A 25,466-nucleotide genomic window follows, 5' to 3' on the forward strand; every position below is an offset into this window, starting at 1 on the left:
CGCCAGGAGGCAGCCATGGCCACGACGTCGACGTCCACCGGCCCGGCCACGACCCGCAACGTCGCCCTCGTCGGGCACAGCGGCTCGGGCAAGACCACGCTCGCCGAGGCGTTCCTCCACCGTGCGGGCGCCGTCCCGCGCCCGGGTTCCGTCGCGGAGGGCACGACCGTGTGCGACCACGAGCCCGAGGAGGTCGCGCGCGGCATCTCCGTGAGCCTCGGCGTCGCGCACCTCGACTGGCGCGTGCCCGACGGCACGACCTACCAGGTCACGCTGCTCGACACGCCCGGCTCGCCCGACTTCGCGGGGTCCGTGGACGCGGCGCTCGCGGTGGCGGACCTCGCGGTCGTGGTGGTGAGCGCCGTCGACGGGGTGCAGTCGGGCACGGAGGAGGTCTGGCGACGGTGCGACGAGGCGGGGATCCCCCGCCTCGTCGTCGTCTCCCAGGAGGACCGCGCGCGGGCGAGCTTTCGCACCGTCCTCGCCGCGCTCCGGGCCGTGTTCGACGCGCCGTTCGCGCCGCTCGAGCTCCCGCTCGGGGAGGAGCAGACGCTGCACGGCGTGGCCGACGTCCTCACCGAGCGCGCCCGCGAGTACGGCGGCGGGGGGCAGGGGGTCTGGCAGGGCCACGACGAGGAGGTCCCCGCCGACGTCCGCGACGAGGAGCACGCGCTGCACGACGAGGTCGTCGAGGAGATCGTCACGCACGACGACGACCAGCTCGAGGCCTACCTCGGCGGCGACGAACCGGGCCCGGCCGACCTGGAGCGCACGCTCGCGCACGAGGTGCTGGCGGGCGAGGCCGTGCCGGTGCTGCTCGCGTCCGCCGTCACCGGCGTCGGGGTGGACCGGGTCCTCGACCTCGTGTGCGAGCTCGGGCCGTCCCCCGCGGACCGCCCGGCCGTCGTCGCGCTGCCCGACGCCGCCGGGTCGGGCGAGGCCGTGACGTCCGAGGTCGTGGCCGACCCCGCGGGCGACGCGCTCGTCCACGTCTTCCGGACCGTCGTCGACCCGTTCGTCGGGCAGGTGTCCGTGTTCAAGGTGCTGTCCGGGACCGTCGCGACGGGCGACCGGCTCGTGAGCACCGCGACCGGCGCGGACGACCGCGTCCACGGGCTCTTCCGGCTGCGCGGCCGCGAGCACCTGGCCGTCGACCGGGTCGTCGCGGGCGACGTCGCCGCCGTCGCGAAGCTCTCCGCCGCGTCGACCGGCACGCTCCTCGCGGGCCGCCGGATGCCCGTCGCGGCGCGAGACCTGCCACCCCGGCCACCGGTGTACACGCTCGCGCTGCGGCCCGTGTCGCAGTCCGACGACGACAAGCTGTCCGCCGCGCTCACCCGGCTGCGCGCCGAGGACGCGACGCTGCACGTCGACCTCACGGGCTCCCAGGCGGTCCTCGGCGGTCTCGGGGACACGCACCTCGCCGTCGCCGTCGAACGGCTCGAACGGTCCTTCGGCGTCCGCGTCACGACCGAGCCCGTCGAGGTCGCCTACCGGGAGACGATCACGCGCGCCGTCGAGGTCGAGGGACGCGTGAAGAAGCAGTCCGGCGGGCACGGGCAGTTCGCCGTCGTGCAGCTGCGCGTCTCCCCGCTCCCGCGCGGCGAGGGGTTCGCGTTCGTCAGCTCCGTCGTCGGCGGGTCGGTGCCGCGCCAGTACCTGCCCGCGGTCGAGCGCGGCGCCCGCGAGGCCATGGAGAGCGGCGGACCGCACGGCTATCCCGTCGTGGACCTGCGCGTCGAGGTCCTCGACGGCAAGGCGCACTCCGTCGACTCGTCCGACATGGCGTTCCGCACCGCGGGCGGCGTGGGGGTGCGGGAGGCGCTCGCCACGGCCGGGACGGTCGTGCTCGAGCCCGTCTCCGCGGTGACCGTGACTGTCCCGCCCGACGCGCAGGGCGACGTCATGGGCGACCTCTCCGCGCGGCGCGGCCACATCACCGCGACCGACTCCCTGCCCGACGGCCGCGTGCGCGTCGACGCGCTCGTGCCCGAGGCCGAGCTGACCCGCTACGTCCTCGACCTGCGCTCGATCACCGGCGGGCGAGGGTCGTTCACGGCCGCGCCCGACCGCTACGAGGTGCTCCCCGGCGGCGTCGGGGCGAGTCGCTAGGGACGGCCTTCTCGACGGGTGGTGCTCACGGCAGCGAGGTGGTGCGACCAGAACGGGTCGGAGCGCCAGCCCTGCGGGATGCCCATACCTGCGAGCGGCACGTCGGGGTGCTGGTCGAGGAGGAGGCCCAACCGCCGAGCCCACGAGGAGCGAGGTGACACCACCGCCAGAACGCTCTGGAGCGAGGCCAGTACCGGATAGAGGCGTTTGCGGCGATCAGACGACGAGAGGACCTCCTCGTCGGTGAGCCACCGAACCGAGGACGAGGTCGGGATCGCGGGGTAGACGCCGAGGCCGACGTTCCAGAGCCGCCCGTGATGAGCGCAGACGTTCCGCACCCGTACGTACGTGCGCAGCCAGGACAGCAGCAATGGGCCGGGAAGGCCCAGCGGGCGCGCCACCCGGCCGACGTCGGAGGCGCGACGCAAGTTGCCGACGAGGCCAGACAGCTGTCCCAAGGTGAGCGTCTCGACCATCAGCCACGACGGCGGCAGAGCTGGTTCGCCGTAGGTCGTCAGGTAGTGCTCCAGCGCAGAGGCATGAGCGAGGTCGCCCCAAGCGCTCTCGGGTGCGCTCGCCAGCCGGTCCTCACAGGTCTTCCGGACCATCTCCAAGAACCGCTGATGCCGACGCTCGTCCCTGAAGTGCTCCGGCTCGCGGTACCACGAAGGACCACCGCGGTGCACGGACATGTGGTCGGTGAGACTGGACCGCGACCTCGATGCGCTCCAGGGCGTCCATGACGAGCAGACGGAGCTTGCGGTCGAAGACGTACAGGTCGAGCACCTGGTCGAACGTCGTTCCGCCGCGCAGCGCCTCGGCGCCCGGTTCCTTGCGGAAAGGGATGAGGTACGGCGAGAACCGGTAGTAGCCCACGTGGCGGACGTACCGGGCGGCGCGCTCCGGCTCCGGGACGACGAGCCCGCGCTCGATCATCCTCGCCACCAGCTCGTCGTGCGTGAGCGCTGGCTTGGCGTAGCGGTGCGGCCCCCGAGGTCGCGTCGGTCGTGCTGGCATCTGCTCTCTTCGCCCCCCGCGCAGAGAAAATCCCCCGGGTTGCGCATCGTTGAGAGGCGTGGGGGATGTCGTGATCCCGACCCTATCGTCCTCGAGGACGGCGGACAAGGGCGGCGGTCGCCGGTGCCTCACCACGCGCTGCCGGGCGCCGACCGCCCGCGCTCAGCGGCGCGGCACGACGATCGGCGCGCCGCCGCCGGGGTGGTCGACGACCTCGACGGGGTAGTCGTAGACGCCGCTCAGCAGCTCGGCGGTGAGGACGTCGCGCGGACCGCCGTCGGCGACGACGCGCCCGCCCGCGAGGACGGTGACCTGGTCGGCGTACGCGGCCGCGAGCGAGAGGTCGTGCACGACGACGACCACCGCACCGCCCGCGGCGGCGTGCGCCCGGGCGAGCTGGAGCACGAGCTCCTGGTGCTTGAGGTCGAGCGCGGCGGTCGGCTCGTCGAGCATGAGGAGCGCGGTGCGCTGCGCGAGCACGCGCGCGAGCGCGACGCGGGCCTTCTCGCCGCCGGACAGCGAGGTGAAGTGCCGGTCGGCGAGGTGCTCGACGTCGGTCGCGGCGAGCGCCTCGGCGACCGCGGCGTCGTCGTCGTCCTCGAAGGGGGTGCCGCGCCACGGCGAGCGGCCCATGCGCACGACGTCCACGGCGGTGAACGGGAAGCTCAGCGAGACCTGCTGGAGCATGACCGACCGGCGCAGGGCGAGCTCGGTCGGGGTCCACGCGGCGAGCGGGCGGCCGTCCACGGTGACGTCCCCGGCCTCGGGGCGCAGGTCGCCGGTGAGGACGCCCAGCAGCGACGACTTCCCGGCCCCGTTCGGGCCGAGCAGCGCGCGGACCTCGCCCGCGCGCACGTCGACCGACACGTCCCGCAGGATCGGCGCCTCGCCCAGGGTGAGGGACACGCCGTGCGCGGCGGTGACCACGTCGCCGGGCACGGCCGGCCGGGGGAGGCGGGGCCGCCGTCGGGCGCCGGTGACGGCGGTGCGCAGCGCGCCGAGGAACGACGACCCCTCGTGGCGCAGGTCGCTCATGCCCAGCCTCCCTGGCGCGAGCGCGTGCGGCGCAGCAGGTAGAAGAAGAACGGACCGCCGACGAGCGACGTGATCATGCCGAGCGGCAGCTCGACGTTCGCGACGGCGCTGCGCGCGAGGAGGTCGGCGGCGAGCAGCACGACGGCGCCGCCCAGCACGGACGCGGGGACGAGCGTGCGGTGGCTCGGCCCGCACACCATGCGCACGAGGTGCGGCACGACGAGCCCGACGAACGCGATGATCCCCGTGAACGCGACCCCGGCGGAGACGAGCAGCGCGACGAGGACGATGACGAGCTGGCGCAGCCGCTCGACGTCGACCCCGAGGTGCTGCGCGGCGCGCTCGCCGAGCGCGAGCAGGTCCATCCTGCGGCGCACGAGCATCGCGCCGGTGACGCCGACGACGGCGATCGGCAGGACGACCGCGACGGACTGCCACGTCGCGCCGCCGAGCGAGCCGAGCTGCCAGAAGACGATCTGCTCGCGCGCGGCCGGGTCGGCGACGAACGTGAAGAACGCGAGCATCCCGCCCGCGAACGCGTTGACCGCGATGCCCGTGAGCACGAGCGTCACGACCTCGGTGCGACCGCCGGCGCGCGCGAGCGCGTAGACGACGAACGTCGTGACGAGCCCGCCGGCGAACGCCGCCGCGGCGACCCACGTGCCGGGCACGAGCGCGCCCGCGGTGACGATGACCGCGCACGCGCCCACGGCCGCGCCCGAGGACACCCCGATGACGCCCGGCTCGGCGAGCGGGTTGCCGAACACGCCCTGCATGAGCGCGCCCGAGCACGCGAGCGCCGCGCCCACGACGATCGCCAGGACGACGCGCGGGAACCGCACGACCCACAGCGCGTTCTCGCCCTGCGGGTGCGACGGCATGGGTCCCCAGTCGAGCCCGACGTGGTGCGCGAGCGAGCCGAGCACCTCCGCGGGCGACACCGGCACCTGGCCCGTCATGCCGGACACGACGGTGAGCACCGCGAGCGCCACGCCCAGCCCGACCATCAGCCACCGGGCGGCGTGGCGGCGCTGCCGCCCGACGGCGGGCCCCACCCGGGCGGGCCGACCACCGGGGCGCGGGGCGCCGTCGGGCACGGGGGCGCCCTCGGGACCGGGCGCGTCCTCGGGCGTGCCGAGAGGGCGGGTGGCGGGCGCGCTCACGACGCCGGGAGCTCCGGCGCGGGCACGCCGTAGAAGGCCTCGACGAGCGACGCGATCGTGGACCCGGTGCGGGGGCCGAACGTGAGCAGGCGCGAGCCGTCCATGTCGACGACGCGGCGCGCCTCGCCCGCGGGCGTCTGCGCGAGGCCGGGGATCGCCATCATGGCGTCGAGTCCGCCCATCGACGCGAGCCCGTCGGTCATGACGAGGTAGGCGTCGGGCGCGGCGCTGATGATCGCCTCGCTCGTGACCGGCGCGTACTGCTGCGTGAGGCCGATCGCGGTCCCGGCGTCCTCGCCGCCGATCTCGCGGATCAGGTCGTCGGCTCCGGAGCCGGGCCCGAAGAGCATCTTGATGTTCGACCCGCGCAGGTAGAGGAACGCGACGCGGGGCGTCCCGGTGTCCTGCGGCACCGCGGCCAGGGCCCCGCAGATCTGCCGGTCCGTGCGCTCGACGAGCGCCTCGCCCTGCTCGGGCACGCCCAGCGCGGTCGCGACCGCGCGGATCCGGTCGTCGACGCCGTCGAGCGTGCGGGCCTCGTCGAAGTACACGACGGGGATGCCCGAGCTCTCGAGCTGGCCGCGCACGTCGTCGGTGAGGATCGTCGCGTCGGTGAGGATCACGGACGGGTCGAGCCCGAGGATCGCCTCGACGTCGAGCGCGTGGCCGGCGCCCGTGACGACGGGGACGTCCGCGGCCTCGGGGAAGCCGGTCGGCAGGTCGCGGCCCACGACGTTCGCGCCCAGCCCCAGGCTGTAGACGATCTCGCCGAGCGTCCCGTACAGGTCGACGGGGATGATGCGGCTCACGTCGGTGATCTCGACCTGGCGCCCGTCGACCGACTCGACCGTCACCGGGAGCTGCGGGGCGGGCGCCTCGGCGACCGGGTGGATCGCGTCGTCGGCGAACGTCGCGCTCGTGGGCCCGGTGGGGAACGACGCGGGGTCGACGTCGGAGCCGCCGCCCGCGGCCCGGGACTCCTCGAGCGTCGTGCAGGCGGGCGCCGTGGTCGTCGGGGTGTCGGTCGGGGTCGCCTCGACGGGCTCCGCGTCCTGGCTCGCCGCGGCCGACGGCGTCGCGGGCGGCTCGTAGGGGAGCGGCGCGCACGCGGCGACCAGGCCCAGCAGGACGACGGCGCCCGCCCCGGCCAGCGCGGTCACGGTCCGGCGTGCGCGGCGGGGCGCGGCACCCGGCGTGCCTGCGGGCGACGTCGGGCGGCGCGGCGACGAGCCGGGGTACGGCGCAGGGCGGGCAGCGTGAGGCATGGGGAGTACTCCAGGAAGCGGTCCGAGGGCGCGGCCGCCACGGCCGCCGCCACCAGGTAAGACGAGCCTAACCTGACCCGAGGACGTTTCTCGACCGCCGACGAGGTAACACGCCTCACGCCGCGCGCGGTCGCCCGCTCCCCGCCCGCCGCCCGGAGCCTGCCCGCCCGCCCCCGGCGAGCATCGGGTTCTGGCCCGTCAGTCGGATCAGACGAGCCGCAACCGCATGGTCGACGGAGCCGGGATGGTGGGCGCGGCCGATCCAAGGGCTACGGGTGGGCGGCGCCGAGGTCTGCGAAGAGGTCGCTGTTGAGGCGGAAGGCGTGCTTGGCCTCGGCGACGGTCTCGTCGAGCTGCTCGGGCGCGAGGACCAGGGCGTCGAGGCGCTCGCGGTAGACGTCCTTGAACGGCTTGGACTTGGGGATCTCGACGAACGTGTAGAAGGCGAGGCCGTCGCCGGAGAGCCCGTAGTGGCGCTCGAGCATGCGCTTGATGATCTGCCCGCCCGAGAGGTCGCCGAGGTAGCGCGTGTAGGCGTGCGCGGCGTATGCCGGCAGCGACCCGCCGACCGTGCGCAGGCGGGCGACGTAGCGCTCGGTCGCGGGGTGGATCGTCACGCGCTCGGCCCAGTCGGGGCCCACGAGGAACGTGAGGTCCTTCTCGATCTCGGGCGTGCGCGTCAGCTCGTCGAACACGAGGCTCGCGCCCTGGGTGTCGTCGCGCATCGCGGCGCTCGCGTCCTCGAGCGCGCCGTAGATGGCCCACTGCTGGGCGGCGAGGTCGGCGTACGCGGCGACGTCGAGGCGCCCGGACATGAGCCGCTCGACGAACCCGGAGCCCTCGGCCTGCTCGTGCTCGGGGCGCGTGCCCTCGCGCAGCCGCTGCGACAGCGGGACGGACTCGTCGGCGCGGTGGAGGTCGTGGGTGAGGGCAGTCACGGGGTGGCTCCTGCGGGTGCGTCGGGGCGGGACAGCACGTCCTGACGCCGTGTCATGACGATGCGTCAGGAACTGTAACCCACAGAGGTGAGGCTTGCCTATCCTCTGTCCGTCATCGGCCGCGCCGAGCGGGCAGGACGTCAGCCCGCGAGCGCGGGCGAGGTCGCGTCGGCCCCCACGGCGCGCAGCACGAACGCCTCCGTCGCCTCGATCGCCTGCTCGCGCGCGGCGGGGTCGTCGGGCACGAGCCGCCCGGACAGGCACGCGTTGACGAGCTGGACGGTCGTGTCGATGTCCTGCGCGGGGAACTCGCCCGCCTCGATCCCCGACCGGACGATGCGGCGCAGGATCGCCTCGACGAGCTCGGCGTGCTCGCGCAGCCGCTGGCGCGTGGTGCGCGAGAGCACGGTGCGCAGGTCCGGCCCCGGCGCGAGGTGGAAGATGCGCTTGAGCTGGGCCTGCTGGCGGATGTACGTGCGCAGCTGCTCGACCGGGTCGTCCACGTGCTCCAGCGCGCGCTCCAGCGTCCCCACGTACTGCTCCGTCTCGTGGGTGATGAACCCGAGGAGCAGGGCCTCCTTGTCGGGGAAGTGGTTGTACACCGCGGTGCGGCCGACCCCGGCGGCGGCGGCGATGTCCGCGAGCGAGATGGCGTCGAAGCCCCGGTCCATCATGAGGGTCGAGAGCGCCGCGAAGAGCTTCTGCCGGGTCTGGGCGCGGTGCTCGTGGAGGGACCCTCCGATGATCTTGGGCATGCTGACATCATAGGCAGGTCGTGTCAGAACGCTAATCCCCGACGATCCGGGCCCCGGGAAGGGCGCTGCGCCGTCTGGCACACTGCCGCCATGGACACGACCGCGTCGCCCGAGGGCGTCCCCGCCCCGGACCCGGAGTTCCCGCCCGTCCCCGCGGACACCAAGGACTGGACGTGGGTCATGGAACGGCCGTGCCCCGAGTGCGGGTTCGTCGCCCGCGAGGTCACGCCCGACCGCGTGGGCGCCGTCGTGCGCGACGCCGTCCCGCGCTACGTCGCGGCCCTGGGCCGCCCCGACGCGCGGACCCGCCCCGACCCGACGACGTGGTCGGTGCTCGAGTACGCCGCGCACGTCCGCGACGTCTTCTCCGTGTTCGACGTGCGCGTGCAGTCCATGGTCGAGGGCGACGACCCGCGGTTCGCCAACTGGGACCAGGACGCGACCGCGGTCGCGGAGGACTACGCGCACCAGGACCCGGCCGTGGTCGCGCGCGAGCTCCGGATCGCGGGCGACCGCGTCGCGGGCCGCTTCGACGCGCTCGTCCCCGACCAGTGGGAGCGTCCCGGCCGGCGCTCGAACGGGTCGGTCTTCACCGTCCGGACGCTGGGGCAGTACTTCGTGCACGACGTCGTCCACCACCTCCACGACGTCGGCGCCTGACGCCCGCGGGGTCCCGGTGAGCGGACCCACGCTCGTGACACCGCCGTAACACCGTCGCCTCCGGGGCGCTCTACGTTCCGGTCATGGACGCCCCCGTCGCCGGCCTGGTGCCGGACGCGCACGCCGGTGCGCACCTGCTCGCGACGCCCCGCTCGCGCGGCGCGGTCCGCACGCCCGTGGACGCGCTCGCGCGCGCCTGGTTCGTCGGCGCGGCCTGGACGACCCCGCCGGGCGGCGGGGGAGCGGCGCGCCCCATGGCCGGTGCGCGGTTCCGTGGCGTGGTGCCCGACGGCGTCGTCGCACCGGGCGAGCTGCGCCTCGCCGAGGGCGCGCGCGCCGTCGGGCCCTTCGCGCTCACGCCGCCGCAGACGCAGGCGCTCGGCCTCGCGGGCGGGGGCGCCGAGGCGTTCGCGCTCCACGTCGACCACCCCGACGCGCGGCTCGCGCCCCGCGCGCGGACCGGCGCCTGGGCCGACACGTCGACCGGCACGTCGACCGGCACGTCGACCGGCACGTCGACCGGCTCCCTGACCGACGACCGCGACGGGCTGGTGCGCGCGTTCCCGGCAGGCCTGCCGCAGGGGCTCGAGCTCCGCGTGCTGGGCTGGGCCGTCGCCGCGGCCCGGCGCGTCGGCGGCGCGGTCGTCGCGGACGGCCGGACCGTGCTCACGCCCGACCCGGCGTCGGGCGTCGACCTCACGCTCTACAGCGCCCACGTGCTCGGGCCCGACGACGCGCTCGGCGTCCTGCGCACGACGGTCCCCGGCGCGGGGGTCGTCGCGGTGCGGCCGGGCGCGGACGGCCTCGCGGAGTACGTGCTGTCGGGCGAGACGCCGTACGACGGCGAGGTGCGGCTCGAGGCCCGACGCGTCGCGCGGGTCCCGCTCGCGCTCGACGGCCTCGACTGGCGCGAGCACGGGCCGCACGCCTACCGCCTCACGTGGGTGCCGACCGAGCCGGACGAGCTCGCGGTCGAGCGGCCCTCGGGGCTGCACGTCATCGCGCGTTCGCGTGCCCGGGTGCTGCTCGCCCGGCTCGCGGCGATGCTCCAGGGCCGGCTCGCGGGGACGCTCGTCGACGACGGCGGGTTCGTCGTGCGCGACCTCGACCTCGACGAGCGGCTCTCCCCGGCGGCGGCACCGTCGGCGCGGTTCTGGGTCTGAGGGCGTGCGCACGGGCCGCGCCGCGGGGTCGGACGGGCCTGGCTCGCGGCGAGGCCTGTCCACAGAATTCATCCACAGGCCTGTGGGCGGCGTGGGAACGGCGCGGGCCGTCCTGTGGACGAACCTGTGGTGATCCGGCCGGCCCAAATGACAACGGTGGGAACTCTTGCAGACCCCCGGGCCGAGGACTACAAACGTCCGTAACGGCCCGGACGGGCGCACACGGACGACGGGGTTCCGGCACGCATCACGCAGGGGTCTGAGGGCCTCGCCAGGACCGCACGACGTCTCGCCGCGCACGCGAGGGCACGGCCGACCGGAGAACGGTGGACGACCCGCCACCCCCTGCTGCGGGGCTGCGCGCGACGGCGCAGGTTCCTACCGGACCCGGAAGGCCGACCGCGATCGGCGTCACCGCACCTGCCCGGGCACCCGGGCGGACGCGAGGGCGCCGGGCCGCCACGTCGCGAGCGGCGCCCCGACGGGCCACCCGGCCCGACCGCCCCGGGGTCGCGCGGACACGGCGAGGCCCCTCGGAATCCTGCTCCGAGGGGCCTCGTCCCCATTCTCCCGCGGGCACGGCCCGACGCGAAGACCGTCGACAGGCGCAGGACGGCTCCGCCCCGCGCGCCTACGCTCGTGCCATGAGCAACCTCGAGACCCGGCCCGAGGAGTGCGTCTGCTCGGCGGGCGCGCCCCACGACGACGGCGGAGGCGCCGCGGTCGAGATCCTCGAGCACCGCGACGTCCCGCTCGGGGGCACCCGGGCGATGCGGGTGCGGCGCACGATCCCGCAGCGTGCGCGGTCGCTCGTCGGCGCATGGTGCTTCCTCGACCACTACGGGCCCGACCCGCTGCCCGCGATCGGCGACGGCACCGACGGCATGCAGGTGCCGCCGCACCCCCACACCGGGCTCCAGACGGTCACGTGGCTGTTCGCGGGGGAGATCTTGCACCGCGACGCCGTCGGGTCGCTCCAGACGGTGCGGCCCGGCGAGCTCAACCTCATGACCGCGGGCCGCGGCATCTCGCACTCGGAGGAGTCGCCGCGCGGCGAGCGCCCCCCGGTCCTGCACGGCGTCCAGCTCTGGGTCGCGCTCCCGGGCGACCGCCTCGCGGACCCGCCCGCGTTCGAGCACCACGCCGACCTCCCCGTCGCCACGGTCGACGGCGCGCGCGTGCAGGTCTTCCTCGGCGCGCTCCGCGTGGGCGGCGCCGCCCTGCGCTCGCCCGCCACGACGTACACGCCGATCGTCGGGGCGCAGCTCGATCTGGCGCCCGGCGCACGCGTCACGCTCGACGTGGACCCGACGTTCGAGCACGGCCTCCTCGTCGACGAGGGCGTCGTGCGGCTGGAGGGCTCGCCCGTGCCGCCGTCGTCGCTGGGGTACGTCGAGCCCGGCCGCACGACGCTCGTCGTCGAGGCGGGGCCGGACGCCCCGGCGCGGGCGGTGCTCGTGGGGGGCGAGCCGTTCGGCGAGGACATCGTCATGTGGTGGAACTTCGTGGGCCGCTCGCACGACGACGTCGCGCGCGCCCGCGCGGACTGGCAGGCCCAGCTCGTCGTCACGGGGGACCAGGGTCCGAACCGCGGCGGCACCCGGTACGCCGACGGCGCGCGCGAGCGCCGCTACGGCGAGGTCGTCGGGTACGACGGCGGACCCCTGCCCGCGCCCGCGCTGCCCGACGTCCGCCTGCGCCCGCGCACCCGGCCCGCCACGCCGCCGCGCCGGTAGGCCGCGCCAGTAGACTGCCGCGCATGGCCAAGAACACCACGCCCGACTTCGTGCTGCGCCCGTTCGAGGGGCTCCCCGGCGAGACCGACTGGGTCGCGATGCGCGAGGTCGTCCCCTCGGCCACCGCGACCGCGCGCACGACCGCCGAGCACGGGGCGCGCGACGTCCTCGTCGTGACGGTCCTGCCTGCCGGCTGGGCCGCGCTGCACCGTCAGGACGGCACGATCCTCCTCGCCGTCCAGACCCTCGCCGGCTCGGGCGACACGAGCCGCGACCTCGCCGCCGCGCTCCTCGAGGCGATCGACGCCGAGCCCGGCACGTCCATCGAGACGAGCGCCCTGCCCGACGCCGGCCCGCGCCTGCAGGACGTGCTCGACCTCTCCGTCCCGTTCGACGTCACCGTGCACGAGGACTTCGCGTTCTGGCTCGACCCGTCGGCGGAGATCACGCCCGACCTGCGGGCCTCGCTCGACCAGGCGGCCGAGTCGATGGTGCCCACCGTCAAGCTCGACGCCGTCGAGTCGGCGTACTGGTGCCGCATGTCGCGCGAGTTCTTGCGCTGGGCCCGCCCCGAGCCGGAGGACGCCCTCATCGACGCGATCTCGCGCCTGCACGCGAAGCGCGAGTCCGGCCTCGCGGGCGGCAAGTTCGTCGGCGCCTTCCGGTCGAGCGGCCTGCTCGTCCCCGTGTGGGAGCTGCCCCGCGGCACGGAGGCGGACGAGCTGGAGGGCCCGGTCGCGGAGCTCGACGCGCGGCTCACCGAGGCGCTCGCGGTCACGGAGCCGCTCGACGCGAACGAGCGCCGTGCGCGCGCGGGCATCGTGTCCCGGCAGGTCACGCTCCGCTGACCCCGCGCATGCTCTGCTGATCCAGAGCCCCCGCGCGAGCGCACGACGCGGGAGCGTGACCACGCCGAGAGCCCGCCGACGCCCCTGTCGGCGGGCTCTCGCGTCGAGTAGGATCCGGGAGACCTGGGAACGCAGCCCGGTCGTCCTGCGGAGATCCCGAGCGGATCCGCTGGTGGAACGACGACACATCTGCGGCCAACTCTTTGCACTACTAGGCTGGACGGCGTGAACGCGGACCATCGGTCGACCGATACGGGGAAGAACACGGGGAGTGCCCCCACGAGCACGGCGAGCACGCCGCCGACGTACCTGTCGGCGTCCGGCACGCGGGCGCGCACGCCGCGCCCCGTGGCCGGTGACGGGCGCACGGGCCGCGCCGTCCGCCAGCGCGTCGCGGTGATCATCCCCGCGAAGGACGAGTCCCGCCGCATCGCCGCCACCGTGCGTGCCGCGAAGGCCATCCCGCACGTCGACCTCGTGCTCGTCGTCGACGACGGGAGCGAGGACGACACCCAGCACGTCGCGCGCGAGGCGGGCGCCGTCGTCGTGCGGCACTCCCACAACCGCGGGAAGGCCGCGGCCATGGAGACGGGCGCCGCCGTCGTCGCGATGCGCGACGCGGCCGACCGCCCGCCGCGCCTCCTGCTCTTCATCGACGGCGACCTCGGCGAGACCGCGGTGAACACCGCGCCGCTCGTCGCGCCCGTGCTCGACGGGTACGCCGACGTCGCCATCGCGCTGCTCCCGCCGCAGCCGGGCGCGGGCGGCCGGGGGATCGTCGTGGGGGCCGCGCGCCGCGCGATCCAGTCCCTCACGGGGTGGACCCCGACGCAGCCTCTCTCCGGGATGCGGTGCCTCACGCGCGAGGCGTTCGAGGCCGCGACGCCGCTCGCGCGCGGCTGGGGCGTCGAGACGGGCATGACGATCGACCTGCTCCGCAAGGGGTACGTGGCGGTCGAGGTGCCGTGCGACCTGCGCCACCGCGCGTCGTCGAACGACCTCAAGGGCCAGCTCCACCGCGCCGCCCAGTACCGCGACGTGCTGCTCGCGGTGAACGCTCGCAAGATGCGCTCGGCCGTCGACCGCGTGCGCGCGGGCGACCACTGATCGAGGCGGCGCTCAGGGCGTCGGCGTGCGGACCATGCCGTGCACGACGGGACCGTCGTGCACCTGCGTGCTCGCGGTGCGCACGAAGCCCAGCCGCTCGTAGAAGGTGACGTTGCGCGCGTCGGAGGTCTCGAGCGCGACGGGCGCGTCCCCGAGGGCGGGGTCGCGCAGGGCGGCCCGGCACGCCGCGCTGCCGAGCCCGGTGCCCTGGAGCGACGGCAGGACCCCCACCGTCGCGAGCGTCCACGCGTCCGGCGGGGACGGCGGGAGCTCTGCGGCGCCCACGGCCTGCAGGCGCGGGCCGTGCAGCGCGGCGACGCGCTCCTGGACGTCATCGGGGGGAGCGGGGGCGTCGGGCGGCATGAGCGCGACGACGGCGTCCGCCGGGTCGTGGACGACCACGATCCCGTGCGCGAGGGCGTGCTCGAGGTAGATCTCCTGGAGCGCGGCGAGGCGCTCGGGGTAGCCGTCCTCCGGGACGGCCCAGCGGGTCCAGGGGTAGTCGTGGAACGCGGCGGCGAGGGTGCGGGCCGCGGTGGGGACGTCGGCGGCGGTGGCTCGACGGAACGTCGGCGTCATGGTGCGGTGCCTCTCGGGGTCGGGTCGGGCTGGGGCTCGATCGCACCGGTGCGGGCGATCTGCTCGAGGGTGCGCACGTGCTGCCGGAACGCGTCGAGCCCGCGGTCGCTGATGCGGACCCACGTGCGCGTCCGGCGTCCGGCGGCCTCCTTGCGGATCTCCACGAGGCCCGCGTCGGAGAGCGCGGTGAGGGCCTGGGAGAGGGACGAGTCGCTCAGCTCGACCAGGTCGGCCAGGAAGCGGAAGTCCGCGCTCTCGACGTTCGCCAGGGCGGCGAGGATCGAGAAGCGCACGGGCGAGTGGATGAGCGCGTCTAGGCCCTTGCGCGGGTGGCTCACCGGCGTGCGCTCGCGAACGCGCACGCCGCGAACGGGGAGGCGGCGACCACACCGGCGACGACCCACCAGGCCGGCGTCGTCGCGCCGACGAGCTGGAGCGCCGGGTCGAGCATGACGAAGTACAGCACCGCCCAGGTGATGAGGGCGATGCCCATGTCGCGCACCCAGTGCCGGGGCGCCGTCCGGTGGTGCCGCGCGACGGCGGACCACAGCAGGGCGAGGACGACCACGAGCACCGTGGTGGCGGGCCACCACGGTGCGTCGAGGACGTCGATCGTGATCGTGTACGCGAGGGCGGCGACGGCGTGCCCGACGCTGAGCCAGGGGTACCAGCGGGTCGCGCGGTGGGCCTGGGCGGCGACCTCCTCCGCCTGGCCGAGCTGACGACGGGCCTGCTCCGGGGTCATGGAGTTTTGGATCATGCAATCACTTTAACACTCCTAAAGTGGTTGCTGTCCACCCGACGCGGTGTCCTCCCGCATCTCCTCGAGCGGGCGGTTCGCCGTCTCGGGCAGCGCGCGGAGCACGAGCACGAACGACGCTGCCGCGAACACCGCGTAGAGGGCGTAGCTGCCGGGGAGCGACAGGTCCCGGAGCGAGGGGAACGTGAGGTTGACGGCGATGCCCGCCGCCCAGTTCGCGGCGGCGGCGAGCGACGCCGCGCGGGCGCGCAGCAGGTTGGGGAACATCTCCCCGACGAGGATCCACACCACCGGGCCCCACGAGACGGCGAAGGCCACGACGAAGACGTTCGCCGCGACCAGGGTCACGACGCCCCACGCGTCGACGAACGCGACGCCGTCCGCGGTCTGCTGCGCCTGGGCGAACCCGGTCGCCATGACGGCCAGGGCGACCGTCATGCCCACCGACCCCACGAGCAGGAGGCGACGCCGACCCACGCGGTCGACGAGGAAGATCGCGACGACGGTCGCCGCGACGTTGACGAGCGACGTGAGGGCCGAGAGCCAGAAGGCCTGCTGCTCGCCGAAGCCCACCTGCGCCCAGAGCGACGTCGAGTAGTAGAAGATGACGTCGATCCCGACCAGCGCCTGGAGCGCGGCGAGCGCGATCCCCAGCCAGACGATGGGCTTGAGGCGGCCCGGGCCGGAGAACAGGTGGGACCACGCCGGCCGCGCCTCGTGGAGCGTCCCCTCGATGGTCGCGACGCCCAGCAGCGCGTCGCCCTCCGGGACGCGGTGGAGGCGCCGCAGCGTGCGGGCGGCGCCGTCCCGGTCGCCGCGCATCACGAGGTACCGCGGCGACTCGGGCAGCAGGACCGCCGCGACCACGTACGCCAGCGACGGCACGACCGCGACGAGGAACATCCACCGCCAGGCGGGCAGGCCGAGGGCCAGCTCCGCCTCGGCCCCGCCCGCGGCGCGGACGAGGAACGCGTTCGAGACGAGCGCGGCGAAGATGCCCAGGACGATCGACATCTGCTGCGCCGTCGCGAGCCGCCCGCGCAGCCGGGCGGGGGCGATCTCGGCGATGTAGAGCGGGGCGACGACGGACGCCATCCCCACCCCGACGCCACCCAGGAAGCGCCACAGCGCGAGGGTCGGGCCGTCGTGCGCGACGGCGCACAGCACCGACGTGGTGACGAACAGGGTCCCGGCGACCATCATGAGGCGCCGACGTCCGAAGCGGTCCGCGATCGTGCCCGCGGAGAAGGCGCCCACGGCCGCGCCGAGCAGCGCGCTCGCGACGATCACCCCGACGAGCGCGCTCCCGACGCCGAGCTCGGCCTTGAGGGCGTCGACGGCGCCGTTGACCACGGCCGTGTCGAAGCCGAACATGAACCCGCCCAGCGCCGCCCCGACGGTCGACGCGACGACGAGCGGGGTGAGGGCACCGTGGCCGAGCCGGCCCGTCGCGGCGTTCACGGCGTGCCCCGGCGGGGGGTCGTCGGGGCGGAGGTCTGCGTCATCGGAGGTCCTCTCGGAAGGTGTCGACGGGATGGGCGATCGTGCTGAACAGGGCGTTGGCGGCCTGCCGCGAGTCGAGCCGCGTGTGCTGGACGACGACGGGCGCCGACGCGACGACGACGGCCGAGTAGTCGGTGCCGCGGGGCACGGGCTCGGGGTCGTCGAGGTCGTTGAGCGTCACGTGGCGCACCCGCTCGGCGGGCACCACCACGACGTAGGGACCGGCCGGTGGGCGGTCCGCGAAGTAGAGCCGGATCTCGACGTGAGCGTCGTCGGGGCCGGCGTTGAGCAGGCACAGGCTCTCGTGGCTCGCGAGGGTGGGGTCGTCGCCCGTGCCGTACGGCGGGATCCAGCCGTCGCCGATCGCCCAGCACGTCGCCCCGACCCGGGGGCGACGTGCCGGGGCGTCCGGCGCGCTCATACGCTGATCGACGACTTGGCGAGGACGCCGCCGTCGCACCCGACGAGCGACCCGGTCGTGTACGACGAGCGGTCCGACAGCAGCCAGAGCACGGGCTCGGCGATCTCCTCGGGCCGCGCGAGCCGACCCAGCGGGACCTCGTGCTCGATCTGCGCGCGCGTCGCGGCGACCTCGTCGGCGGGCACGTTGGCCCACATGAGGGGGGTCTCCGTCGGGCCGGGGACGATCGCGTTCACCCGGACCCCGTGGCGCGCGTAGTCGACCGCGAGCGTGCGGACCATGGACGAGATCGCCCCCTTCGAGGCGCCGTACGCCGTCGCGCCCCCGGCCGCGAAGCCGACCGTCGCGGCGGGCGAGCCGCACAGCACGACACTCCCGCCGTCGCCGTCGATCATCGCGCGCAGCACCTCGCGCACGACGAGGAACGTGCCCGTCACGTTGACGTCGAGCACGCGGCGCCACGTGGCCGGGTCGAGCTCGTGCGCCGCCCCGCCCACGTCGATCCCGGCGCCCGCGAAGAGGCCGCGCAGCGGCGGTCCGGATTCCGCGGCCGTGCCGACCGCCGCCGCGACGGCGGCGGCGTCGGTCACGTCGAGCACGTGCGCGCGCCCGTCCCCGCCCGCCTGCCGGGCGAGGTCCACGGTGGCCGCGGCGCCGTCGGGGTCGAGGTCGAGCACGTGCACGAACCAGCCGTCGCGCGCCGCGCCCACGGCGACCGCGCGGCCGATCCCCGACGCCGCGCCCGTCACGACGAGCGACCGCGGGCTCACGACGCGCTCCCGAGCAGCGCGTCGACGTCGCAGTAGCGCGCGAGGCGGTCGCGGTCGAGCGTGATGCCGAGGCCTGGGCCGTCCGGGATCGGGAGCATCCCGTCCGCGTCGAGCGTCCAGCGGTGGGTCGTCAGGTCGTCGATGTAGGGCGAGCCGGTGACGTACTCGACGAGGTCCGTGTCCGGCAGGGCGGAGGCGAGCTGGAGGTCCGTGGCGAGCCCGACGGCGGTGTTCCACCCGTGCGGCACGAGCTTGACGCCGTGGTCGTGCGCGGACCACGCGATGCGCCGCAGCTCACTCGTCCCGCCGACCTTCGTGACGTCGGGCTGCACGATGTCGAGGGCGCCGCCCTCGATCCACGGCTGGAACGCCTGCCGACGCGTGAGCACCTCGCCGCCCGAGATCGGCACGGGCGAGCGCCTGCGCAGGTGCGTGTAGTCCTCGATCGCGTCCGGCGGGAGCGGCTCCTCGAACCACGCGACGCCGTACGCGTCGAGCATGCGCGCGGTGCGCAGGGCCCACTTGTAGCCCTGGCTCCACGCGCTGTCGCTGCCACCGGCGTCGACCATGAGCATCGCGTCGGGGCCGACGGCGTCGCGCGCCGCGGCGACGATGCGCTCGTCGAGCCGCTCGTCGACCCGGCCGAAGGGGCCCCAGCCGATCTTGAACGCGGTCCACCCCTCGGCGCGCAGCGCGGTGAGGTGGTCGCGCAGCGCGTCGGGCTGGTCCATGAGCAGCGACGCGTACGGGCGCACCCGGTCGCGGTACCGCCCGCCGAGCAGGCGCCCGACGGGCTGGCCCGTCGCCTGGCCGAGGAGGTCCCACAGCGCGGTGTCGACGCCGCTGATCGCGTGCGTGATCGACCCGCCGCGGCCCATCCAGAACGTCGTGCGGTGCAGCCGCTCGCTCGTGCGCTCGGGCTCGAGCGCGTTCGCCCCCAGGAGCAGGGGCCGCAGGACGTCGAGCGCGCCGCGCACGAGGTCCTCCGTGGTGAACACGCTGCCGACGCCGACGAGACCCTCGTCGGTGTGGACGGCGACGAGGGTGTGCACGACGTCGTCCTGCCGCAGCTCCTCCTGCCAGCCGCCCTCGGGGGTGGCGCCGCGCAGCCCGGCGGCGGTGATGGCGGTGATCCTCATGGGTGTCCTCTCGTCGGTGCCGTGGACCGCGACTCTAGGTCCGCAGATGGTAGATGGTCAACCATCGGCCACCCACTAGGGTGGAGCCCTCCCGAGTGAGAGGTCGCCGTCGTGCCCGTCCTGCCCGCATCGCCGCCCGAGTCCCGGCGCGACTGGGTCCTGCGCCACCTGCGCGAACGCATCGCCTCCGGCGACCTGGCCGCCGGGGACCGCCTCGTCGAGCGCGACCTCTCCGCCGCCTACGGCATCAGCCGCGGCCCGGTGCGCGAGGCGATCATGGTGCTCGAGCAGGAAGGGCTCGTCGTCTCCCACCCGTACCGCGGCGCCGTCGTGGTGGACATCTCCCAGGAGGAGATCGCCGAGATCCTCGTCCCGGTGCGGACCGTCATCGAGAAGGTCGCTTTCCGCTCGGCGGCGCGCGCGCAGGACCCCGCGCTCCTCGACGCGCTCGACCGCACGGTGGCGGCGATGGAGCGCGCGGCGGACCCGCTCGACGCCCGTCGCCTCGCCGACCTCGACCTCGAGTTCCACGAGGCGGTGATCGCCGCCGCGAGCCACACGCAGTCGCTGCAGATCTGGCGGCTCATCCAGCCGCGCGTCCGCGCGTACTTCGTCCGCGACGCGCCGCACCACGAGGACCCGCACGCCGTCGTCGAGCAGCACCGGGAGCTGCTCGCGTCGCTGCGGTCAGGCGACCCGGACCGCGCGGAGCGGGCGGTCGAGGAGCACATCGCCGTCTACCTGCAGCCCTGAGGCGCGCCCCGGCCGGTGGCCCCGATCGGTGCCCGGACGCACCATGGGAGGACGGGGCACGACGTCGTGACCCGGCGGCGCGCGGTCCCGCGTGCCGTGCCGACGACGACGGGGGCAGCGCGATGTGCACAGGGATCAGGTTCTCGGACGACCAGGACAGCGTGTACCTGGCACGCAACCTCGACTGGACGAGCGGGTACGGGCAGCAGGTCGTGGTGACGCCCACGGGCTACGCGCCGCGCTCGCCGTTCGGTGCCGTGCGCTCGATCGAGCACGCGGTCATCGGCATGGGCATCGTGGAGGAGGACACCCCGCTCTACTTCGACTGCGGCAACGACGCGGGCCTGGCCGTCGCGGGGCTCAACTTCCCGGGCTACGCGGCCTACGCGCCCGGACCGGTCGACGGCGCGGTCAACGTCGCCGCGTTCGAGCTCCCGCTGTGGGTGTGCGCGCAGTTCGCGAGCGTGGACGAGGTCGAGGCGGCCCTCGCGGACGTGGTGGTCGTCGACCGGCCCATCAACGAGAAGTACCCCAGCTCGATGCTGCACTGGATCGTCGCCGACGCGCAGCGCGCGATCGTGCTCGAGCACACGGCGGACGGCCTGCACGTGTTCCAGGACGACGTCGACGTGCTCACGAACCAGCCCGGGTTCGACTGGCACCACGAGAACCTGCGCAACTACCTCAACGTCTCGCCCGACTTCCCCGAGGACACGGTCGTGGGCCGGGCCCACCTCGCCCCGTTCGGCTCGGGCTCGCACATGCGCGGCGTCCCCGGCGACTACTACTCGCCGTCCCGGTTCGTCCGGGCCGCGTACGTCAACTCCCACTACCCGACGAAGGGCACCGAGGAGGAGAACGTCAGCCGCGCCTTCCACACGCTGCAGCAGGTCGCGATGGTCGACGGCTGCGCCGCGATGGGGTCGGGCGAGTTCGAGATCACGGTGTACACCGGGCTCTTCTCGTCCCGCACCTCGACGTACTACTGGAACACCTACGAGGACCCGGCGATCCGGAGCGTCGCCCTCGGTGACCACGCCACGGGCGGCACGGAGCTCGTGCTCGTCTAGCGCGTCACGACGCGGCGCTCTCGACTCGCGACGCGGAGCCCGCCCCGGCGCGCTCGTCCGGATCCTCGCGCTCGCCGTCGCGGTCGCCGGCGTCCGCCGCGTGGAGCGCGGCGACGGTGAGCAGCGGCACCGCCGGGATGAGCGCGATGAGCGCGATCCGCACGCCGAAGTCGTTGACGAGGGAGCCCGCGACGGCCACGATCCACAGGGCCAGCAGGGTCGGGCGCACGAGCGGCCAGGCGGCCTCCGTCCGCGCGAACCAGCGCGGCGTGAAGCGTCGGGGCCAGAACAGCAGCAGCGCGGCCGCGACGAGCACGGCGATCGTCAGCCACACCGGCACCCCGCCGAGCACGGACCGTGCCGCGTAGCCCGCCTTGCGCAGCAGCGTCTCCCACGCCGACCCGTCGACGACCTGCCCGACGAACCGGCCCAGGTGCGAGCGCTCGTCGGCCGGGCGCAGCCAGTCGAGCACGCCGACAGCGGCGACGAGCGCGACGCCCGCCGTGGCGACGAGCAGGAAGCGGCGCCACGTGACGCGCGCGCCCGAGGCGGCGAGTCCCAGCACCGCGAACGCGGGCACGACGACGAGGCCGCCGCCGAGGTCGGCGCCGAGCGTCGGCCACACGTCCACGACCATCGTCACGAGGCCGATGACCCCCACCGTCGCGGCGGCGGCGTACCGGTGGCCGCGTGCGACGAGCCACTGCGCGAGCGCCGCGGCGACGACGAGCGCCGCGACCGCGTACACGGAGAACGTCGGGTTCCCGAACCCGTAGAAGCGGGCGCCGAAGGTGGGTGCCGAGCCGAGCGGGCTGGCCCGGTTGAGCGGGGTGCCGACGAGCGCGTCGAGCGTGAGCACGGCGAACGTGATGCCCGCGACGATCCCGGGCCCGAGCCACACCGGCCGACGCGGCGCGAGCGCGCCCAGGCCGGCGACGGCCGCCGTCGCGAGGACCGTGGAGACGACGATCGCGAGCGTCTGGTTCCCGAACCGCCACCAGCCCGTGAGCGACACGAGGAAGGCGGCGGTGGGCACCGCGGCGACGACGAGCGCGGACCCGCGGGCCCAGTGCGCCGCCCGGGCCCAGCGGGCGCGCGCACGGTCACCCGTCGCGCGCGCGGCGCGCGGCGCGAGCAGGAGGCAGAGCCCGGCGATCACGAGCCCCGCGTAGAGCGGCACGTCGACGAACGCGGTGTAGACGGCGCGGCGCACGTGGTCGCGGGTCGTGAGGTCGGCGAGGGCGTCGGCGGTCGACGTCGCGTCGGCCGGGCGCGGCGAGCCCCAGGCCAGCGGCGTGTCCTGGATCCGCGCCGGCGTGGCGGCGCCCGCGGCGTCGAGCACCGTCGCGGGGACGTCGAGCACGCGCGCGACGCCGTCGGTCCGGGTGGCGGCGCTCGTCAGGTAGCGCGACTGGTCGGGGCCGTCGGACGACGGGCGCACGAGCGTCGTGCCGAGCGCGGGCCGCGTACCGGGTGTCCCGGCCACGTCCACGACGAGCACGGTCGTGCCGCTCGGAGCGGCGTCGAGCACGGCACCGACGGTCGCGTCGACCGCGGTGAGGCGGTCGGCGCGCAGGGTGCTGCGCAGCGTGGCGCGCTCGTCCGCCGGGAGGTCGGGGTCGACGACCGGCGGGGTCGCGTCGCCCGCGTCGACGACGGTCACGGGGCACGCGAACGCGTCGGAGCCGGGTGCGGTCGCGTCCGCGAGGTCGCGGTAGCGCGCGACCTGGCCCGCGGAGTCCGCGAGCGCGACCGCCGCACCGGGGCCTACCGCCGTCGCGCACACCGCGCCGTCGGCGCCCGCCGCGGCGAGCGCGTCGCCGAGGACGCCGAGGCGCGCCTGGTAGCCCGAGCCACGCTGGAGCGCGACCAGGTCGTCCCAGCCCTCGACCTGCGCACCGTCCGCGCCGTCGGGGGCGGGCTGCGCCGTCGGGCACGCCCACGCGCCGTCGGGCGCGCGCTCGGTCGCGACCTCGGCGAGCTGCCCGGCGGAGAGCGCGAGCCAGCCGCCGACGGTGCAGCGGCTCGCCGCGCCCGTGGGCTGGGAGACGCCGCCGGCTCCCGCGCCGTCGGTGAGCAGGGCGTGGAGGTTCGGGGTGGCGGACGACGTGACGTCGCTCCACGTGACGCCCGTGGTCCCGACGACGACGACCGGCCGGTCCGTCGCGATCGCGTCGGAGCGGGTCACCGACGCCTCGCCGCCCGCCGGGGCGGCGCTGGCCGCCGGTCGGAGCCCGGTCGAGGCGAGCACCGTGGCGGCGAGGAGGACGACGAGCAGGAGCCCGCCCCCCACCGTCGCGAGCATCGTCGGCATGCGCCGGATCCCCGGCTCGGGGACGGCTCCCGCGGTCTGCCGGGGTGCGGGGCGCGCGAGGAACCCCGGGACGATCATCGCGGTCGCGACCACCACGACCATGACGGCGATGATGACGCCCGAGTCGTTGAGGACGGAGCCGACGCCCGCGACGACGACGAGCGCGACGACGAGCGGGCGCAGCACCGGCCAGGTCTCGTAGGCCCGCGCGACCTCCGGGAGGCGGAAGCGCTCGGGGCGCAGCACGGCGACGGCCACGAGGACCACGAGCACCGCGGCGACCGCGCCGAGCGGGTTCGCGAGGGTCGCCCACGCGCCGAGCGCCTTGCGGCCGATCACGTCGAGCGCGGCGCCGTCCACGACGGTCTGGACGAACCCGCCGAGGTGGGACCGCCCGCCCGGCAGCAGCCAGTCGACGACCGCGACGACCACGACCACGAGCACCGTCGCGAGCGCGACGACGAGCGCGCGCAGCCACGTGATGCGGATGCGGCCCACGAGGAGCGCGAGGACGGCGAACGCGGGGACGAGGGCGAGGATGCCGCCGAAGTCGGCGCCGAACGCGGGCCAGCCGTCGATGACGACCGTGACCACCCCGACGGCGACGACGGACCAGGCCGCGAGCCGGCGTCGTCCGCGGGCGGTCGCGGCCGACGCGAGCCCGCCCGCGAGCACGAGGCCGGCGACGGCGTACACGGCGAAGGTCACGTTGTTGAAGCCGTAGAAGCGCGTGAAGCCCACGACGGCGGACGTCCCGAGCAGGGAGGCCTGCTGGAGCGTCGTGCCGGTCGCGCCGTCGACGGTGAGCACGAGCCACGTCACCCCGGCGAGGGCCGACGGCAGCGCCCAGGGGCGCCGGGGAAGGAGGCGTGAGACGACCCACGCGACGAGGGCGACGACGACCGCGCTCACCGCGAGCGCGAGCGTGAGCGCCGGGGCGGGCGCGCTCCACACCCACCAGCGGGACAGGCTCGCGAGCGACGCCGCGACGGGAGCCGCCGCGACGACCATGAGCACGGCGGAGAGCACGCGCAGGCCGCGCGGCCCCGGGCCGGGCTCGCGCCCGCGGCGGACGGCGGCGCGGCGCGCCCACAGGACGCCGCCGAGCGCGAGGACCAGGGTGGCGACGAGGAGGCCCACGAGCACGGGGTAGAGCGTGGGGATGGTGCTCGTGAGGACGTTGAGGTACTGCCGGTTCTCGACCGTCCGGGCCACGTCCATGCGACGGACCTCGCCCTGCTCCAGGGCGGCGCCCTCAAGGCCTTCGGTGCTGCCGCCCGCCGACTCCACGACGGTCGCCGTCAGGTCGGTGAGCTGGACGATGCCGTCCTTCTGCGTGCTCGGCGAGTGGAGCCACCGGCTCGTCGGCTGCCCCTTGCGCCAGTCGACGACGACCTGGAGCCCCGTCTCGCCGACCGGTCCGGCGGACACGCCGGCCACGACGACGCGCGTGCCCCGATCGACCTCGTCCATGACCCGGGCGAGCGCCTCGTCGAGCTCGTCGAGGCTCTCGCCGCGGCCGGTGGCCGAGTCGACGATCTCGCCCTGGTCGACGACCGTCACGTCGCACGCGTCGAGGCCGCCGTCGGGGAGCGCCGCGAGCGAGGGCGTGTACCGCTCGACGTGCCCGACGGCGTCCGCGAGCATCACCGCCGCACCCGGCCCGACGGCGGTCGTGCAGACGCCCGTCTCGGCGATCCGGAGCGCAGCGGTACCGGGGTCGTGCCGCGCCGCCTGCGCGGGCGTCTCCTCCGTGGCGGGCGCCGTGAGGACGGCCCAGCCGGGGACGTCCGCGGGGCGTGCGTCGGGCGTGGTGGTGCCGGTCGTCGCGGCGGCGGGCACGGGCAGGGGGAGGCAGCCGCTCGCCGGCTCCTCGGCGTCGGTGGGGAGCGGCTCCGCGGGCTGCTCCGCCGTCTGGGCCGAGACCATGCGCCCCGCCGACAGCGTGAGCCACGCGTCGGTCGTGCAGACCGTGCGCCCGAGGTTGAGCGACGCGACGGACCCCGTCCGGATCATCGACCACAGCGTGGGCGTCGCGGTGGGGGAGACGTCGCTCCAGTACAGGCCGGCCACCGCGACCAGGACGACGGGCCGCGGGTCGTGCGTCGGCACGGCGGTGAGCGGGCTCGTGGCCTCGGCGGCGCCGGCCGCGGTGCCGGAGCCTCCCGACGCGACCGCCGGGGGCGCCCCGGTCGTCGCCGCTGCCGCGGTCGTCGCCGGGCCCGCCGTCGCGAGGAACGTCAGCAGCAGCGCGACGGCGGTGGCGAGCGCCGCCGTCCGCCGCCCGAGGCCCCGGTCCCGGCGGACGGGCTGGGTGCGGGCAGGGGGGAGCGCGGTGGCCGGGAACGTCACCGGGCC

The 25,466-nt window shown here is 75.5% G+C and carries 21 protein-coding genes and 1 pseudogene; 8 read left to right on the top strand and 14 right to left on the bottom strand.

What is annotated here, in order from left to right; all coding sequences use genetic code 11:
• The first annotated feature begins 15 nt into the window (after positions 1–15).
• The gene (locus ACPCUX_RS11645) at positions 16–2,112 is read left to right on the top strand and encodes an elongation factor G (protein WP_423388801.1); all 2,097 of its coding nucleotides are present in this window, start codon (positions 16–18) and stop codon (positions 2,110–2,112) included.
• Here ACPCUX_RS11645 and ACPCUX_RS11650 read toward each other — a convergent pair.
• From ACPCUX_RS11650 to ACPCUX_RS11675, 6 genes and pseudogenes are all read right to left on the bottom strand, one after another.
• Positions 2,109–3,129: pseudogene (locus ACPCUX_RS11650) on the bottom strand (Abi family protein). The gene ACPCUX_RS11645 and the pseudogene ACPCUX_RS11650 sit on opposite strands and share 4 nt — an antisense overlap.
• Positions 3,130–3,291: 162 nt before the next feature.
• The gene (locus ACPCUX_RS11655) at positions 3,292–4,164 is read right to left on the bottom strand and encodes a heme ABC transporter ATP-binding protein (protein WP_114553527.1); all 873 of its coding nucleotides are present in this window, start codon (positions 4,162–4,164) and stop codon (positions 3,292–3,294) included.
• Positions 4,161–5,171: a FecCD family ABC transporter permease gene (locus ACPCUX_RS11660; RefSeq protein WP_051876863.1), complete on the bottom strand. Its 1,011-nt coding sequence runs from the start codon at positions 5,169–5,171 to the stop codon at positions 4,161–4,163. The genes ACPCUX_RS11655 and ACPCUX_RS11660 overlap by 4 nt, the downstream gene beginning before the upstream one ends.
• Positions 5,172–5,323: 152 nt before the next feature.
• Positions 5,324–6,592 (bottom strand): ABC transporter substrate-binding protein, encoded by a 1,269-nt coding sequence (locus tag ACPCUX_RS11665; protein WP_423388802.1) that lies wholly within the window; start codon positions 6,590–6,592, stop codon positions 5,324–5,326.
• 269 nt (positions 6,593–6,861) lie between these two features.
• Positions 6,862–7,530 carry a heme oxygenase (biliverdin-producing) gene (locus tag ACPCUX_RS11670; protein WP_423388803.1) on the bottom strand — a complete coding sequence of 223 codons (669 nt, stop codon included), beginning with the start codon at positions 7,528–7,530 and terminating at the stop codon, positions 6,862–6,864.
• A 140-nt stretch (positions 7,531–7,670) separates the two neighbouring features.
• Complete coding sequence (locus tag ACPCUX_RS11675) at positions 7,671–8,285, bottom strand: TetR/AcrR family transcriptional regulator (protein ID WP_076403748.1); 615 nt, start codon at positions 8,283–8,285, stop codon at positions 7,671–7,673.
• A gap of 90 nt (positions 8,286–8,375) precedes the next feature.
• Between ACPCUX_RS11675 and ACPCUX_RS11680 the strand changes: the two genes are divergently transcribed.
• The 5 genes from ACPCUX_RS11680 to ACPCUX_RS11700 all read left to right on the top strand — a co-directional run bounded on the left by ACPCUX_RS11680 (position 8,376) and on the right by ACPCUX_RS11700 (position 13,799).
• Entirely contained in the window at positions 8,376–8,945 is a 570-nt protein-coding gene (locus ACPCUX_RS11680) for a DinB family protein (RefSeq protein WP_423388804.1), read from the top strand.
• Positions 8,946–9,028: 83 nt separating this feature from the next.
• The gene (locus tag ACPCUX_RS11685; protein WP_423388805.1) at positions 9,029–10,108 is read left to right on the top strand and encodes a hypothetical protein; all 1,080 of its coding nucleotides are present in this window, start codon (positions 9,029–9,031) and stop codon (positions 10,106–10,108) included.
• A 644-nt stretch (positions 10,109–10,752) separates the two neighbouring features.
• Positions 10,753–11,844: a pirin family protein gene (locus ACPCUX_RS11690; protein WP_423388806.1), complete on the top strand. Its 1,092-nt coding sequence runs from the start codon at positions 10,753–10,755 to the stop codon at positions 11,842–11,844.
• A 23-nt stretch (positions 11,845–11,867) separates the two neighbouring features.
• Positions 11,868–12,692, top strand: a complete 825-nt coding sequence (locus tag ACPCUX_RS11695) for a DUF5926 family protein (protein ID WP_043656736.1) — start codon at positions 11,868–11,870, stop codon at positions 12,690–12,692.
• A 225-nt stretch (positions 12,693–12,917) separates the two neighbouring features.
• Complete coding sequence (locus ACPCUX_RS11700) at positions 12,918–13,799, top strand: glycosyltransferase family 2 protein (protein WP_082774333.1); 882 nt, start codon at positions 12,918–12,920, stop codon at positions 13,797–13,799.
• 12 nt (positions 13,800–13,811) lie between these two features.
• On the opposite strand, the gene ACPCUX_RS11705 is transcribed toward ACPCUX_RS11700, so the two are convergent.
• From ACPCUX_RS11705 to ACPCUX_RS11735, 7 genes are read right to left on the bottom strand one after another with little or no spacing between them, the layout of a single operon-like run.
• A complete protein-coding gene (locus ACPCUX_RS11705) occupies positions 13,812–14,378 on the bottom strand; it encodes a GNAT family N-acetyltransferase (protein ID WP_194216293.1) in 567 nt (188 codons plus the stop codon).
• Positions 14,375–14,716, bottom strand: a complete 342-nt coding sequence (locus tag ACPCUX_RS11710; protein WP_021482310.1) for a transcriptional regulator — start codon at positions 14,714–14,716, stop codon at positions 14,375–14,377. The genes ACPCUX_RS11705 and ACPCUX_RS11710 overlap by 4 nt, the downstream gene beginning before the upstream one ends.
• Complete coding sequence (locus ACPCUX_RS11715; RefSeq protein WP_423388807.1) at positions 14,713–15,138, bottom strand: hypothetical protein; 426 nt, start codon at positions 15,136–15,138, stop codon at positions 14,713–14,715. Before ACPCUX_RS11715 ends, ACPCUX_RS11710 begins: the two co-directional genes overlap by 4 nt.
• Before the next feature lie 18 nt (positions 15,139–15,156).
• Positions 15,157–16,599 (bottom strand): sugar porter family MFS transporter, encoded by a 1,443-nt coding sequence (locus ACPCUX_RS11720; RefSeq protein WP_423388808.1) that lies wholly within the window; start codon positions 16,597–16,599, stop codon positions 15,157–15,159.
• A gap of 40 nt (positions 16,600–16,639) precedes the next feature.
• Positions 16,640–17,062, bottom strand: a complete 423-nt coding sequence (locus ACPCUX_RS11725; RefSeq protein ID WP_423388809.1) for a sensory rhodopsin transducer — start codon at positions 17,060–17,062, stop codon at positions 16,640–16,642.
• Positions 17,059–17,832, bottom strand: coding sequence for an SDR family NAD(P)-dependent oxidoreductase (locus ACPCUX_RS11730; protein ID WP_423388810.1), 774 nt, complete (start codon positions 17,830–17,832; stop codon positions 17,059–17,061). The genes ACPCUX_RS11725 and ACPCUX_RS11730 overlap by 4 nt, the downstream gene beginning before the upstream one ends.
• Positions 17,829–18,971, bottom strand: a complete 1,143-nt coding sequence (locus ACPCUX_RS11735; protein ID WP_423388811.1) for a mandelate racemase/muconate lactonizing enzyme family protein — start codon at positions 18,969–18,971, stop codon at positions 17,829–17,831. Before ACPCUX_RS11735 ends, ACPCUX_RS11730 begins: the two co-directional genes overlap by 4 nt.
• 111 nt (positions 18,972–19,082) lie before the next feature.
• Between ACPCUX_RS11735 and ACPCUX_RS11740 the strand changes: the two genes are divergently transcribed.
• Both ACPCUX_RS11740 and bsh read left to right on the top strand, forming a co-directional pair.
• Entirely contained in the window at positions 19,083–19,724 is a 642-nt protein-coding gene (locus tag ACPCUX_RS11740) for a GntR family transcriptional regulator (protein ID WP_194521825.1), read from the top strand.
• A 122-nt stretch (positions 19,725–19,846) separates the two neighbouring features.
• On the top strand, positions 19,847–20,794 hold the full coding sequence (gene bsh, locus ACPCUX_RS11745; protein WP_423388812.1) for a choloylglycine hydrolase: 948 nt from the start codon (positions 19,847–19,849) through the stop codon (positions 20,792–20,794).
• A gap of 4 nt (positions 20,795–20,798) precedes the next feature.
• Here bsh and ACPCUX_RS11750 read toward each other — a convergent pair whose 3' ends face one another.
• A complete protein-coding gene (locus tag ACPCUX_RS11750) occupies positions 20,799–25,460 on the bottom strand; it encodes a hypothetical protein (RefSeq protein WP_423388813.1) in 4,662 nt (1,553 codons plus the stop codon).
• Positions 25,461–25,466: the final 6 nt, after the last annotated feature.

It is taken from the genome of Cellulosimicrobium sp. AB352 (assembly GCF_049538415.1).
Taxonomy (GTDB): Bacteria; Actinomycetota; Actinomycetes; order Actinomycetales; family Cellulomonadaceae; genus Cellulosimicrobium; species Cellulosimicrobium funkei.